The organism is Bradyrhizobium sp. 4, from assembly GCF_023100905.1.
GTDB lineage: Bacteria > Pseudomonadota > Alphaproteobacteria > Rhizobiales > Xanthobacteraceae > Bradyrhizobium.
This window is the reverse complement of record NZ_CP064686.1, coordinates 1,281,342-1,295,158: the sequence shown is the minus strand read 5'-3', so window position 1 is coordinate 1,295,158 and position 13,817 is coordinate 1,281,342. Positions and strand designations below refer to the sequence as shown.

Annotated in this window: 10 protein-coding genes and 8 pseudogenes; 5 read left to right on the top strand and 13 right to left on the bottom strand. The window is 58.9% G+C overall.

The window, feature by feature from the left end:
- Positions 1 to 10: 10 nt before the first annotated feature.
- The 3 genes and pseudogenes from IVB45_RS06015 to proB all read right to left on the bottom strand — a co-directional run.
- Positions 11 to 342: pseudogene (locus IVB45_RS06015) on the bottom strand (recombinase family protein); the annotation flags it as partial.
- Between the two features lie 184 nt (positions 343 to 526).
- Positions 527 to 649, bottom strand: a pseudogene (locus IVB45_RS06010) (transposase); the annotation flags it as partial.
- Positions 650 to 754: 105 nt separating this feature from the next.
- Positions 755 to 1,951 carry a glutamate 5-kinase gene (proB, locus tag IVB45_RS06005; RefSeq protein WP_256469452.1) on the bottom strand — a complete coding sequence of 399 codons (1,197 nt, stop codon included), beginning with the start codon at positions 1,949 to 1,951 and terminating at the stop codon, positions 755 to 757.
- Positions 1,952 to 2,515: 564 nt separating this feature from the next.
- Between proB and ccrA the strand changes: the two genes are divergently transcribed.
- Both ccrA and IVB45_RS05995 read left to right on the top strand, forming a co-directional pair.
- Positions 2,516 to 3,796 (top strand): crotonyl-CoA carboxylase/reductase, encoded by a 1,281-nt coding sequence (gene ccrA / locus IVB45_RS06000; protein ID WP_247360872.1) that lies wholly within the window; start codon positions 2,516 to 2,518, stop codon positions 3,794 to 3,796.
- 135 nt (positions 3,797 to 3,931) lie between these two features.
- Positions 3,932 to 4,284: pseudogene (locus tag IVB45_RS05995) on the top strand (IS3 family transposase); the annotation flags it as partial.
- Positions 4,285 to 4,324: 40 nt separating this feature from the next.
- Here IVB45_RS05995 and IVB45_RS05990 read toward each other — a convergent pair.
- Positions 4,325 to 5,651, bottom strand: a pseudogene (locus IVB45_RS05990) (IS30 family transposase).
- An 81-nt stretch (positions 5,652 to 5,732) separates the two neighbouring features.
- On the opposite strand from IVB45_RS05990, the pseudogene IVB45_RS05985 reads away from it, so the two are divergent.
- Positions 5,733 to 5,999: pseudogene (locus IVB45_RS05985) on the top strand (IS3 family transposase); the annotation flags it as partial.
- Here IVB45_RS05985 and IVB45_RS05980 read toward each other — a convergent pair.
- From IVB45_RS05980 to IVB45_RS05970, 3 genes are all read right to left on the bottom strand, one after another.
- Positions 5,969 to 8,038 (bottom strand): recombinase family protein, encoded by a 2,070-nt coding sequence (locus tag IVB45_RS05980; RefSeq protein WP_247482664.1) that lies wholly within the window; start codon positions 8,036 to 8,038, stop codon positions 5,969 to 5,971. The pseudogene IVB45_RS05985 and the gene IVB45_RS05980 sit on opposite strands and share 31 nt — an antisense overlap.
- Positions 8,028 to 8,198 carry a hypothetical protein gene (locus IVB45_RS05975; RefSeq protein ID WP_247541991.1) on the bottom strand — a complete coding sequence of 57 codons (171 nt, stop codon included), beginning with the start codon at positions 8,196 to 8,198 and terminating at the stop codon, positions 8,028 to 8,030. The genes IVB45_RS05980 and IVB45_RS05975 overlap by 11 nt, the downstream gene beginning before the upstream one ends.
- 210 nt (positions 8,199 to 8,408) lie before the next feature.
- Positions 8,409 to 8,645 (bottom strand): hypothetical protein, encoded by a 237-nt coding sequence (locus IVB45_RS05970; RefSeq protein ID WP_247363233.1) that lies wholly within the window; start codon positions 8,643 to 8,645, stop codon positions 8,409 to 8,411.
- A gap of 97 nt (positions 8,646 to 8,742) precedes the next feature.
- Here IVB45_RS05970 and IVB45_RS05965 point away from each other — a divergent pair.
- Positions 8,743 to 9,288: pseudogene (locus IVB45_RS05965) on the top strand (IS30 family transposase); the annotation flags it as partial.
- 39 nt (positions 9,289 to 9,327) lie between these two features.
- Here IVB45_RS05965 and IVB45_RS05960 read toward each other — a convergent pair.
- Positions 9,328 to 9,689: pseudogene (locus IVB45_RS05960) on the bottom strand (DDE-type integrase/transposase/recombinase); the annotation flags it as partial.
- 203 nt (positions 9,690 to 9,892) lie between these two features.
- Here IVB45_RS05960 and IVB45_RS05955 point away from each other — a divergent pair.
- Positions 9,893 to 10,660, top strand: a complete 768-nt coding sequence (locus IVB45_RS05955) for an enoyl-CoA hydratase/isomerase family protein (protein ID WP_247363232.1) — start codon at positions 9,893 to 9,895, stop codon at positions 10,658 to 10,660.
- Positions 10,661 to 10,688: 28 nt separating this feature from the next.
- On the opposite strand, the gene IVB45_RS05950 is transcribed toward IVB45_RS05955, so the two are convergent.
- From IVB45_RS05950 to IVB45_RS05925, 5 genes and pseudogenes are all read right to left on the bottom strand, one after another.
- Complete coding sequence (locus IVB45_RS05950; RefSeq protein ID WP_247363231.1) at positions 10,689 to 11,072, bottom strand: helix-turn-helix transcriptional regulator; 384 nt, start codon at positions 11,070 to 11,072, stop codon at positions 10,689 to 10,691.
- Between the two features lie 191 nt (positions 11,073 to 11,263).
- Positions 11,264 to 11,579 (bottom strand): annotated as a pseudogene (locus IVB45_RS05945) (integrase core domain-containing protein); the annotation flags it as partial.
- Between the two features lie 1,060 nt (positions 11,580 to 12,639).
- On the bottom strand, positions 12,640 to 12,873 hold the full coding sequence (locus tag IVB45_RS39025) for a zinc ribbon domain-containing protein (RefSeq protein WP_346015324.1): 234 nt from the start codon (positions 12,871 to 12,873) through the stop codon (positions 12,640 to 12,642).
- A 131-nt stretch (positions 12,874 to 13,004) separates the two neighbouring features.
- Positions 13,005 to 13,130, bottom strand: a complete 126-nt coding sequence (locus tag IVB45_RS05930) for a recombinase family protein (protein ID WP_247363234.1) — start codon at positions 13,128 to 13,130, stop codon at positions 13,005 to 13,007.
- A 214-nt stretch (positions 13,131 to 13,344) separates the two neighbouring features.
- Positions 13,345 to 13,593, bottom strand: a complete 249-nt coding sequence (locus IVB45_RS05925) for a resolvase (protein WP_247363230.1) — start codon at positions 13,591 to 13,593, stop codon at positions 13,345 to 13,347.
- Between the last annotated feature and the right edge of the window lie 224 nt (positions 13,594 to 13,817).

The following is a 13,817-nucleotide window of genomic DNA, read 5'->3' as shown; positions in this document are numbered from 1 at the left end:
CCACGACTCACAAGTCGATCAGGTGGTGCCAGTCGCGCCCGTTTCGCGCTAACCGCGAAGGATCCAGTGAGCGGCTCCGATATCGCCGGAGCAAACCACCGCCACAGGCCGCTCGAAGCGGGGCCGCTGCACGCTGCCGGAACCGGAACGTCCAAGATTGTCGTTGATCACCTTTACCGATGCGAACCCCGCCTTCTCCGCAGCGCCCGCCAGGTCATATTGCCGGCGCTGGCTTTCGAGATTGCCCGTGACCTGCGCCCTGCTCGATTGGTAAACGTAGACCGCGGGGATACGGCCGAGGTGTTCAGAGGTGATCTTGCTGCTGATCGCCGACCCCTTCATCGCCGATTCCTCCGCCCTCACGGCTTTCCAGCAGAAGGCCCGCCAAGGCCTCGATCAGTCCTTCCCTGCTTCGCTCCGCTGGCGCTTGACGATTGTGATTTTCATGCTCCAGAACGAGCTGAGCTCGACTGCGACAAAGGCTTCTCTGCACAACCCTTCTCCTTCTGCTTGGAAGGACCGGATCCTGATTGGGGTGGACGTCGAAGTGCTCGGCCAATTGGCATATCGTCGGGTCGCCATTGACGGCGGCAAGCGCCACCTGCGCCTTGAAAGCCGGGCTGTGGTTTCGGCGCGGTCGTCTGTTCATGGTCCCTCCTGTTCGCCGCGATCATCGCTGCTTTCAGGCGGAAACTCCACTTATCGACCACGTTGCGGAGCCGGCTCTCATTTGCGCTGCCAATCGGACAGTCGCTTATTCCGTAAGCGCCAAATCGTCGCAGTGGACGACCTGGTCAAGTTCAGATGATCCACTGTTTAGTTCGGAGCGCCGAATAGCGCACCGCAGCTCTGTGCTCGAGCAGATTGACAGACCTCGAGCAAGTTCGTTGCCGTGGGAATTTCGTATCACAATGGCATCACCACGAACAAAGTCTCCGCCAAATGATATCACTCCCGCGACAGAGAGACTTTCTCCTAGCTGGAGCCGCATTGCTGCGGAACCAGCAACGACAAGGAAGCCAGCGGGCTTCAATGTTCCCGCGATCCACCTCTTTCGACCAACGCGTGCTGCAGTTGAGGGATGAAACCAGGTACATGGCTTACCGGAATCAATAGCTGAGAGAGGATGCCTATCGCGGCCATCCGCAATAATCATGGCGCATCCGGAGGCAAGTGCGATCTGAGCGGCCGCGAGCTTGGTTACCATGCCGCCACAGCTATAGCCAGGCCGCGCGCCTCCGGCCATGCGCCGAATTTCTGGCGTCACATCATGCACCTCCCTTATCAAACTGGCGTTTGATGAGTTGTTTGGATCGGTCGAATAAAGACCAGCGACGTTAGACAGAAGCACCAACATGTCGCTTCCAATCAACCGTGCCGCGCGAGCGGCAAGACAATCATTGTCGCCGAAGCTGGCTGTGCAACTCGCTATCGCGTCATTTTCGTTGAGTACCGGAATGGCTTGGAGCGTTAAAAGCTTGATCAAGATCGCGCGAAGGTTGAGCAGACGCTGCCTTTCGGACGTATCATCCAAAGTGAGCAAGACTTGCGCTGCCGTAAGCCGATGTCTCGCGAACATTTCCCTGTATGCTCTGGCAAGCTGCATTTGCCCAACGGCCGCGGCAGCTTGCCGCTCCGCCCTTGGTAGGACTTCTTTGTGTAGATGAAGAGCATGTCTTCCAATGGCGACGGCGCCAGATGAAACCACAGCGACATCTTGGCCACGACGGCGAAGCTGCGCGATGTCTTCGGCTAACGTCTCAAGCCATGGCTCTCTCATCTCCCCGCTCGCCTGATCGACAATGAGAGCCGACCCAACTTTCAAAATGATACGCCGCGCCGAAGCAAGTCTTGATACAGGGGCATCAAATGTCCGCGAGACGGCTTTTTGGCTTCCAGAGTTTCCTGACTCTGTGATTGGAGTAAATCGCCTAACGTCCTCACTAGCCATAGCTTGCACCGTGTAAGTTCATCAAGTGGACGACAGGCGACGTCATGGTTCAGGGTCCTTGAATGAAGTCCTTACGTGAATTCATAACATCGGAGAACTCGCGCAAAATGGCGGCGGCCCATTTGCTAAGGACTTATCACGCGACCGATCTCTACTCTTACCGCGTCGTCTAGTCAGTTTTCCCGCGCGCTTCAATTCTTATCGATTTTGCGGATCAAGACAAGACACAAAACTCTCCCAATAGGTGTCGCGTTACTATTGACAATTCTTATAATAGATGTGATCTTATTTTTGATCAAAACCGGACGATCTATGAGAATCAAAGCCCGCGCGATACATGGCGTCGCTCATTTTGAGCCAATGGACATTCGTTGTGCAACTTGCCGCACCGCCTCGGAAGCCGCTTCGCGCTTCAGGACAACGAGACTCCGGGGGCTAAAAACGATGCGACGTGCAAACTAGTCCGTAGAGTGCGGCAGTCGCCTGACACCGCTGCCAGTAGCCCCGCGTATTGATCGGACTTGTGATGCGCATCTCAGTTCAATTGCTCGAGAGGAGGCACACATGACTGGAATCGACCAACACAGCAGCGGCGATCCCGAGGCGGTGAAGTATGCCCAACCGGCCGCCAAGGACCTTTACGAAATTGGGGAAATTCCTCCATTAGGTCATGCACCGAAGCACATGTATGCTTGGGTCATCCGTCGTGAGCGACATGGCGATCCTGAGACTGCAATGCAAGTGGAGGTGGTTAATACGCCTGTCCTCGGATCAGATGATGCTCTAGTCATGATTATGGCGGCGGGAGTAGGCTACAATGGCATCTGGGCGTCTCTCGGACAGCCGGTCTCCCCGCTCGATGTGCATCAGCATTCTCATCACGTCGCCGGCTCCGATGCTGCCGGAATTGTTTGGGCAGTCGGAGATCGCGTGAAGAAATGGAGGGTAGGTGACGAGGTAGTCCTCCATTCTCATCAGGACGACGGCGACGATGTCGAGTGCAATGGTGGGGATCCTATGCTCTCGCCTTCTCAGAGAATCTGGGGGTATGAAACTCCGGGCGGATCGTTTGCACAATTCGCGCGAGTTCAATCGCGTCAGTTGTTGCCTCGACCAACCCATCTAAGTTGGGAGGAAAGCGCCTGCTATGCCGGTACGCTGGGGACTGCATACAGGATGCTGTTTGGTCATCGACCACACGTGATCCGACCAGGTCAAAATGCTTTAGTGTGGGGTGCGGCCGGGGGACTTGGCTCGATGGCAGTCCAGCTCACAACTTTAGCGGGGGCCAACGCGATCGGTATCGTTTCTGACGATTTGAAGCGAGACTATGTGATGTCATTGGGGGCCAAGGGCGTGATAAACCGACAGGAATTCTCCTGCTGGGGTCGACTTCCCGATGCGAGCGAGGCGGCTATATACAATACCTACATGAAGGAGGTGCGCCGTTTCGGAAAGGCCATTTGGGATATTACAGGAAAGGGTAACGACGTCGACATTGTCTTCGAACACCCGGGAGAAATGACATTTCCGGTCAGCTGCTACGTTGTGAAACGAGGCGGAATGGTTGTTTTGTGTGGTGGGACCTCTGGCTACAACCTTACGATGGACGCGCGCTTTATCTGGATGCGACAGAAAAGAGTGCAAGGTAGCCATTTCGCCAATCCATATCAATTGTGGGAAGCGAATCGGCTTGTTCTTGAAAGGCGTATAGATCCCTGCTTGTCCGAAGTCTTCACGTGGGCTGAAATTCCACGCGCACACAGGAAGATGTGGAGAAACCAGCACCAGCCTGGAAATATGGCAGTTCTTGTCCAATCAAGTGCAGCGCAAATTGCTAGATGAAGGACGTGGAAAGGGGGGCACTGCTTCCCTGGCAGCGAGTTGCGGTGGGATAGGTTAGGTACCCACCTCGCTTGAGCTGCTGCCGGTTTGATGGACACCGAGATTGGGTGTTTCATGAAGCCGGAGGTGGTTATGACCTACGGCGCACGGCGGGTCTGGCGTGACGTGCTGGCGGATGGCGTCGAATGCGGTCTGCACCGGATCGAACGGCTGATGCGCTTGCAGGCTCTGCGGGCGCGACCACGGCGCCGACCTCTGCCGAAGGACGAAGGCGATCGCCAGGTCCCAACCGTAGCGTCGAACGTTCTGGACCGGCAGTTCGTGGCCGAGCGGCCGAACCAGAAGTGGATCGCCGAATTCACTTACATCTGGACCGCGGAAGGCGGCCAACAATGACGACCCAATTGGTTGCCGACGCCCTGCTGATGGCCATCTGGCGGCGCGGCAAGCTCAACGAGTTATTGCACCACTCCGATCAGGGCAGCCAGGGCGGATTCACTCGGTCGTCGCAACACCAGTTATTTTCACTCATGACAGAAGATCGTCAAGCGCCTCCGCCGGCGTTTTCTAGCCTAGTGTCTTTCTCGGTCGGGCATTGAGGGCCGCTGCCACAGCGGATATCTCGTCGGCGCTGTGGATGCTCAGGTCTGTCCCTTTCGGGAAGCGCTGCCGCAGCAATCCGTTGGTGTTCTCGTTAACGCCGCGCTGTCAAGGGCTTTGCGGGTCGCAGAAGTAGACCTGGATACCCGCATCGATCTTGAGACGATGATGCTGAGCCATTTCGGCCCCCTGGTCCCACGTCAGCGAGCGAGGCAGTTCTTCGGGCAAGGTGATGACGGTGCGCGTGATCGCATCGCGCACGGCTTCGGCCCCATGTGCCGCCAGCGCAGCTCCGTTCTTCGCGCGGAGCTTCGCCATGCCCCGCCAACCGGGGAAGGTGCAATAGCATCGTGAAGCGCGTCGTGCGCTCGACCAGCGTGCCGATTGCCGAACTGCCAAGACCGAGGATGAGGTCTCCCTCCCAATGTCCGAGCACTGCTCGATCGGCAGCTTCAGCAGGGCGTTCACTGATCATGATCTCCGGCGAGACAAAGCCCTTGCCTCGCCTGCGTACGCGCGCCCTGGGCATCCGTAATACACGTCCTGTTCGCAAGCAGGCGGTCAGCTCGTGGCGGAGCGCGCCACGGCCCTGAACGAAGAGAGCTTGATAGATAGCTTCGTGGCTGATGCGCATCGTCTTGTCGTCCGGGAAGTCGATCGGCAAGCGTCGGGCAATCTGCTCAGGGCTCCAGGCCTTGGCCCATCGCCAATCCTTGCGCGGGCCATGCCGCCGGCCCTTCCACGGAACGGCGGGACCAAGAACGGGAGCGCCGCTCGGGGCGACGACGCCGCCAGCAAGTCTCTCCTCCACATATGTGCGCAAGGTCGCATTGAGCGCAAGCTTGCTCGGTTTGGGCCGGCGGGCGGATCGATCCGCATGCCATTGGGCAGTTGTTGCCCGATACTCCAACCCGCCGCCGCGAGTGGCCGCGTTGCGCCGCAGTTCACGGGAGACTGTCGAAGGAGCCCGCCCCAGGCGACGTCCAATCTCTTGCATGGAATGGCCCTGCACCTTTAAAAGTGCGATCTCCTCGCGCTCTACCAACGAGAGGTACCGCCCAGAGAGCGGTTTTATCGGAGATCTGAACAACGCTGGGTGGCATGCCGCCCAACTTCGGAATAATCTGCTTCCGACAGGTTGTGACAATCCAGCTTCGAGCGCAGCATCCTCGCTACTCAGCCCCACAGCAATCGTCCGCCAAAATTTATCCTGTTCGTTGCGTCCTGCAACAGACGGCCGCCCCGCGATGGCAATGGGGCTCGTCCTGACAGCGCCGATCGGCGCCTTACAACGTTCATCGCAACCTCCAACCTCCGAGTGTTGCGACGACCGTTTGAATCCGCCCAGTACACCAGCGAGCAGTTCCAGCGGCTGATGGCCGACAGCGGCATCGTTTGCAGTATGAGTCGGTCCGGCAATGTGTGGGACAACGCGGCGATGGAGAGCTTCTTCTCATCACTGAAGACCGAGCGCACGGCCAGCAAAACCTATGGCACCAGAAACGAGGCCAGGGCCGATGTGTTCGACTATATCGAGCGGTTCTACAACCGCGCATCAGAACACCCATCTGTCTATGTTGTTGAAGAGAAAAGACTTTGCTGATTGGGATTCGATCCCGTGGGGTATCTTGGGTTCTGTCGCGCTCGTTCGGCGATAGATCGAGCAGCAGTTGTTATCAGCGAGCTGCGGGCGAAGATCCAAGGACCATCCGACAGAGGATGGATGGCTTCGATTTCACCGGCTTCAGCGGCCAGCCGGAGCGTCTTCGGCGCGATCTTCAGGAGCTTGGCGGCGTTGCTGAGGTTTAGCCAGTGCTCGATGCCGTCCTCGGCGGGCTTGAACACCGGGATGCGATAGTTCGAGCGCAGCGAGGTAACACGCTCGCGCGTCCAGCGATTGCCGTTACCGGTCTCGAGGCCGTTGCGGTTGAGGAGGCCGGCGATCAGATCGTCGCTGGCGATCAGCACCAGTCGGCGCACAGCCTCGATGATGTTGGCGGAGGTGCTGTTACGCTGCCCGCGCCGGCGCTTGGGCAGGCGTATCTCGCTGTGAACGCCGCCGACCCAGTGGACGATGAGGACGATCTCGGAGGCCGCATCGTCGATATCGGCCACGACCTCATGGATGAGGGTGCGCACAACGCGCTTCTTGAGGCGAGCATCCGTCGTCGGCGCATCCCAGACCGCTTTGAGGTTCGAGGCTAGAACGCCGAGCGAAGCTGGATCGGCAATGGGGGCGGGCGTCGCCGCCTCATGCATTGCGATCTTGCCCTCGACCTCCGCCGCGTGAGCGAGTGCCCTGTTCCAGCGCGCTTCAAGCTCGCCCGCCACCAGCCGGTTCGCGGGGTCAGCGGCATCGTACTGCCGGAAGGCCCGGTCGGCGGCATAGCGCGCCGCTTCGAGGTCGCGACTGAGAGCATCGCGCACCTGATCCCGCCGTTCCCTGGCTTCCTTGGCGGCCGCGGTTGCAGCGGCGATAGCGCCCGGACCGACGACGCCAAGCAGCGCTTCCTCGACTGCATCATCGACGCGCAGTCCGCCGAAGCCGATGCAGTGAGGGCCACCATTGTCCATCCAGGCGCGGCTGCAGCTGTAGCGCGGGATATGGTGCTTCATGCCGGAGTATCGGAGTGTGAGCTTGCGGCCGCAGCGCTTGCACCGGATCAGGCCGGCCAGCAGCCCGTCACCATGCTTGGGCGCGCCGTGATGCCGACCGGTGGGAATGTTGCTGCTGACCATAGTGCGGATCGCCTCGAACCTCTCCCAGCTCACATACCCTTCGTGGGTGTTGGGCTTCAGCGCCAGCCATTCGTTCCGCGCCTTGCGGCGGATCTTCACGCTCACGCCTGCGGCGCTGTATCCCGCCGCCACAGCGGTCTTACCATAGGCATAGGCGCCGCCGTAGACCGGGTTCTCAATGATCCGGTGGATGGCGGAGTAGCTTGGTCGCCGCCAGGCCGTGTCGCCGCTGGTCTGCTTCACCGGCAGATCAAGATTGTACTCGTGGAGCCAGCAGAGCGCCTGTCGCGCGCTGCCCAGTTCCTCGACCTTGTCGAACACCAGCTTGATCGCTTCCTGGACACGCCGATCCGGATCTTTCTCATAATGGTCGCCGGCCTTCACGAAGCCGACGGGCGCCGCCACAACCAACTCGCCCCGGCGCGCCTTCTCGTAGCGGGCCGAGAGCGAGCGCTGGCGCAACAGATCCAGCTCGTACTCGTTGAGGCTGCCCTTGAGCCCGAGCAGCAGGCGGTCGTTACCGTGCCTCGGTGCATAGATCGTCTCCTGATCGACCAGGACGGTATCGACCACACGACACATCTCGATGAGTTGCTGCCAATCCCGGCTGTTGCGAGCGAAGCGCGAGACCTCGCGGGCGCAAACCGCGCCAACCTTACCGAGGCAAACCTCCGCTACCATCCGCTCGAAACCGGCGCGTTGTACCCCGCCGGCGGCTGAACGACCGAGATCATCATCGATCACTTCAATCTCTGACCACCCGAGCGCCGTCAGCCGGTCCCGCATGGCGTACTGCAACGCACTGCTCTCGCGATTGTGCAACACCTGATGCGCTGAGGATTGACGCACGTAAAGAAGCGCCTTGCGCTCGAGATGATGAGGCCTGACCTTGTCAGAAATCATGACCGACCTCCTTCGCGGGCGGCGTCGCCGTCGTCGCAGCATGGTCGAGGATCAACTGCGTCATCAGACTCATAAGGGCCGCCTGCGCTTCCGCCGGCAGCTCCGACCATGCCGGCGCGCCGATGGCGCCGTTCGACAGGCCGCTCCCGAACAGATCCATCTGCTGCTGCGGCCGCGGTCGTTGATTGTGTCGGTATCCGCTCCCTGGCATTGCCGTCTGGCTTGACATGAGTCGCTCCCCGATTCTGGCCGTGAGAGCCTCTGGATGCGCCAGAAAGCGGGGCAGCTGATGGCGTTCGATCCTTCAACGCTACATCGAGAAGCGCAGAAAGCGCCGCAAGTGCATCGATCCTAACAAGCGGCTGAGCTGTCAGAAACCCGGCGTCATGGCATGCCGTCCGGTCGAACATCCATGCGGGAACTTCCAGCCAACGGTCTGCTTGCGATCCGTCCAGGGTGCAGCGAAAAACGACATCGTCGGCCTTGTCGATGGCCCCATGAACGCAAACTCGGCGCCCAAACCAAGGATGATGCCGATAAAGAACCTCGCGAAGAACGGTCCTGTGGGCGTTCTCAAACGTCGTTGTACAAAGCGATCCGGCGTCATTCGACCATCGGATATCTCAGCCCTGTTGAGTTCGAGCGCAAGGTGGGATTAGCTTAACCAGCCGTCCATCAACCCGGCAGCAGCTCAGCTTTGTCTGCCCGAGATCATGATCAGTGAGCGCCCTGCTGAAGCTGCCGCTGGAGCAGTGCGGGGACATTGGAAGGGAGACCTCATCCTCGTCTTGGCAGCTCGGCAATCGGCACGCTGGTCGAGCGCACGACGCGCTTCACGACGCGGGTTGGGGGCATGGCGAAACTCCGCGCGTGAAGAACGGACCTGCGCTTGCGGGACACGGGGCCGAAGCCGTGCGCGACGCGATCACGCGCACCGTCATCACCTTACCCGAAGAGCTGCGTCGCTCGCCAACCTGGGACCAGGGAGCCGAAATGGCTCAGCACGATCGTCTCAAGATCGATGCGGGTATCCAGGTCTACTTCTGCGACCCGCAAAGCCCTTGGCAGCGCGGCACTATCGAGAACACCAACGCCTTGCTGCGGCAGTACTTCCCGAAAGGCACAGACCTGAGCATCCACAGGGCCGAGGAGATATCCGCTGTGGCAGCGGCCCTCAACTCAATGCTCGACCGAGAAAGACACTAGGCTGGAAAACGCCGGCGGAGGCGCTTGACGATCTGCTGTCATGAGTAAAACAACTGGCGTTGCGACGACTGTTTGAATCCGCCCTGGCTGCCTTGGTCGGAGTGATGCAATACGGCATCCGGCTTGCCTCGTCCCCAGACGGCCATCAACAATGCGTCCGTCACGAGCTGTGCTGTCATGGCGACACTCGTCGACCAGCCCACCACGCGGCGCGAGAACAGGTCGATCACCGTTACGACACAGAGCCCGCCTCCGGCCGTCCAGAGATAAGGTGAACTCGGCGATCCACTTCTGGTTCGGCCGCTCGGCAGCGAACTGCCGGTCCAGGAGGTTCGTTGGCACCTTCTCGAAATGTCGATCGCCGTCATCCTTGCAAGCGCCGACGTCGCGGGCGCGCCCGCAAGCCTTGTAGGCGCATCAGCCGCTCAATCCGGTGTGGGCCACAAAGTGTTTCGATCGAGAGCGCGCGATGTGCCCTGCACCGGCCCGCTCCCGTCCTAAGCCAGCACATTCGAGACACTTGGCGAGAATTTCTCAATATAGGTGTAGCATTCGACTTGCAAATTTCTCCGAATAGGTGTACGAACTATTTATGTGGCTCTCAAGGCGGATACGCCCCGCTAACGCAAGCGACTGATTGGAAACGGTATGGCAATTGTAGAAACGGAAGCTCGAGGCGCGGTTCTCATCGCTCGGTTCAATCACACCAGTGCTCAGAACCCGATGAGTTTGGAACTTGAGAACGCCATTCGTTCTGTTTGCCGAGACACAGAGGATAATCCCGCGATACGGGCTTTGGTGTTGACGGGAGGAAGTGACCGATCCTTTTGCGCCGGCGCTGATTTCAACGAGGTGGCCCAGCTTTCCGGGCGCCTAGCGGTAGAAGCCGCTATTGACCGGTGGATTGACTTCTATTCGACGATACTCAAGCTCACGAAGCCAACGGTTGCGGCAGTCGGTGGATACGCAATAGGCGTCGGCTTTCAGGTCGCCCTGTCGTGCGATTGGCGCGTGGGCTCGCGGGACACCAAGCTGCTTATGTGGGAATTGAAGTACGGGATCGCCTGTCCGATTGGCGCCTATATGCTCCGAAGTCTTGTCGGTCGAGCAGCAATGTCTGATATTGTTTTTGGATGCGAAACCGTTCCGATTTCGTGGGCGCTGGATCACAAACTGCTTCACGAACTGGTAGATGGGAATCTTATTGTGGAGAAGGCTATTGTTCGAGCGCAGATGCTCAGTAAATTTCCGGAAGTCACATTTCGACGAACGAAAGAGCTCATCAATGGGGGGCTGGTCGCAGGTTTGCAGGAAATCGCACAGGATGCGAAGGAGGCACATGTTGCTGGGGTTGCGGCTAGCGCTGCCCAACCACACTTTAAACGGGTCCTAAAGCATAGCGAAAGTTTGATGTAACGCTTGGCAAGCGAAAGTGTCAGCAGATCTATCGCTTGGTGCTTAATTTTGATAGCTTTGTGACCAAGGAGACGATATCCGCTCGAGCATCGTCATCCCTGATCTTCAGGAAGGCCGTGACAAGCTCGAAAACTTGCTTCCCTAACTTGCCCCTTTGTGCGCTGACTATTGCCGAAACCTCGGGTGATTCACGTTTGGTCACATCAAAAAAATGTGAGATGGGCGTGTTCAGTGCCCGGGCAATTTCGTAAAGTCGACTAGCCGGTACTCTACTTGTGCCATTCTCGTGCTTCTGCAGCTGCTGAAAAACTATATCCAGTTGACTTGCGAGTTCCTTCTGACTGAGACCGATTCGTTTTCGCTCATTCCGAATGCGTTCGCCAATTTTTACATCAATGTCACTGTACGGCACAATTGGTCTGCCTTGTCTTGCCTTTGGTTCATATTAACAAATTTGACTTGTTACTATTTTGGAATTTTTTTCAACTAAGCCTCCGTTGCTCATGCGGGAATTTGGCTGACCAACTTCGCCGGCAGTTCTGGAGACGCTCAGGTTCCTTTCGTAGCCCATCCTCTGACCAGGAGAGCCGGGTGCAGCCCACGCTAGTGGCGTGAGACAAGCAATGCGGACAGATGACGCATACGGCATCGAAAGGTATTTAGTCCTGACATTTGCTCGAGCGGGTTAGTTTGAATGGTTCTGGCGGGGAAGTCCAGCACTTGCAGGCGTATTCGTAAGGCGTGAGGCCCATCAAGGTCTTCGACCACCGAGCGCAGTTGTACGCGGTGATGAAGTCGGCAAGGTGAGTTTCGACCTGATCGCGTCGATCACAATGATAGCGTTGGACGGCAGCTTCCTTGATCGTGCGGTTCATGCGCTTGAGTGGCCATTGGTCTTGGGATGTTTGATGTCGGTCAGCGGAATGTTCGAGCCTGTTCTCTTGGCAGCGAATATCGGACGAATGTCGCGCCGCCGGATGAAGCCGCCAGACGACGTCACCGGGATTAGCCTCTCCTCGAAGTCGGTCGTTCGGCCTTTCGGCAGTGGCGCCAGTGCTTCCTTTTTGAGTTGCGCCGGCCGACAATCTTGTCACACAAGCCGGTAGGCGTTGAGACTGACAAAGTCGGGCGTCCCCCGCAGCAGCAGCGCATCCTCCAGTGCTCATTTGAGATGACCGTGCGCACTCTCGATAGAACCGTTCTCGTGTGCGATGCCCGCATTGTTGCGCGTTGACCTCATCCCGCAGTGGCCCATGCCCGGCACAGCGCTGTGTCAGATGCTCCGGCGCAGATGACGGAACGCCACCGAAGGTTGCGCTGCGATGCTCCCGCGCCACGCCGCCGAACGCCCAGGGCGTTCTGCAAGCCCTCAGCCAGGGCAACGAGCTTTCGCCGCCAAGCACGAATGGGCGTCCTCGAAGCCCGAGAACGCGAGCCGCAAGTGGTAGAGCCGCTGCTGGAGCGCCTCACTCGCGATGCTAATGCCGAGCGCGCTTGTGTCGGTGAAGTCGGACAACGACCCAGGCGGCTGGGCTCGTGCTCCTGGCGGGAAAATCACATCCTGTTCGGGGCCGCTGAGCGCGATCGTCTCTTCAAGGACAAACCAGAGGCAAGACAGAAAACGCTCTCGCACTCTATGAGCAAGATCGCCCGGCTGGGCGGTTATCTCGCCCGCGCCGGCGATCGGCCGCCTGACAATACCGTCATGTGTGCGGGCTGTCACGCCTAACCGACATCGCGCTGGGCGCGGCGGTCGGAGTAGATTTTTGAAAGCCGTTGAGGGCCGCTTTGTTTGACGGACGCGAGCGCTGCAGGTCTTAGCGGTAATCCTAGGAGAAGCGCTGGACGATTTCACGATCACATCTGTCGAGCGGCGGTGTCGGTGGTCGCAGGATGAGAAGGAACGGCTTCCTGGCTCCGCACAGTGAATTTGACAGGTTGCGTCCGGCGGTCAGATTAGCTCTGGCAATTGTTTCGGATCAACGAGGATCTCGATGCTGCGAGGCGTCCTTGGCTGCCTTGTGATGAGGCCGGCTCGTTCCAGCGTCAGCACCATCGGGTGAACCGAGGGCGGGCTGACAATCGATACGTTTGGCCCAGATGTGTTGGCAGGTCGGCTGGCCTTCGTGGGTACGCTGGTGATTGCATACATACTTGCCGCCCGCCTTGCAGCGGACGTACATCTTATGGCCACATCGTGCGCACCAGGCGATGCCGCGGAGCAGCAGCTCGCCACCGCGAGGCGCGCCTCGGGTTTCGATGCCATAAAGATTGGCCGGTCGATATAGGCAGGATATCGATCTTTAAACGACGATCCGCCACCCCTCCATTGGTCGCGGGGCCTTTATGGCAGGGCGCCCTCCCGCTTCGGCGGATGGAAGCGAGTTCGTCCATAGGCAAAGGCGCCTGTGTATGCGGGGTTCTTTAAGATCGCCGCGACGGCAGCCAGCGTCGCGCGCGTCCAGCACACATCGTCCCGACCGCGACGCGGCAGTTTGTAGTTCAAGCTCGTAGATCGAGCCCTTCGGCCCGAGAAGTAACCGTCGTTCGGGGTGCCGGATCATAGACACCATCGCGGTCGGCGATACAGCCACGTAGACCGCAGATATCCGGGAGCGGATACCAGTCGGTACAATTACGCGCCAAGCGGGTCACGTCGATCGAGGGGATGAGTCCCACTGCACTCAGGCCAACACGGCTAACGACTTCTTTGAGCCGTTGCGCTGTGCTATAGACGCGCCACTCAACCCGAGATCCGCATCAATCACGTCGACGGCCGCCTCACGCCATCCGAGTTCGCGGGCGCGCTTGCGAAGCGCGTACTGAAGGCGCAGGCTCTCCTGATTGCTTACGACCTGGTGCGGCGTCGACTGCCGGATATAGAATACGGCTTTGCGCGCCAAGTGGCTTGGCGTGACCAACTCGGACTTCATGAGGGATCTCCTCTAAGATCGCGGCGACGTCTTCGACGATCTGGCGCCGGAGCGCGGGCGTCAGCGTCAACCAAAGATCGGCTGGATCCATGCTCATGTGCGTCGGGAAAATCCGCTGTCGATAAAAGCTCGAGTAGAGCCTCCATACTCAGCATAATCTGATTTGCTTCTTCTCCATACTATTCATCAGAAGACTGCTTCCTGCGCGATACTCAACTTCATAC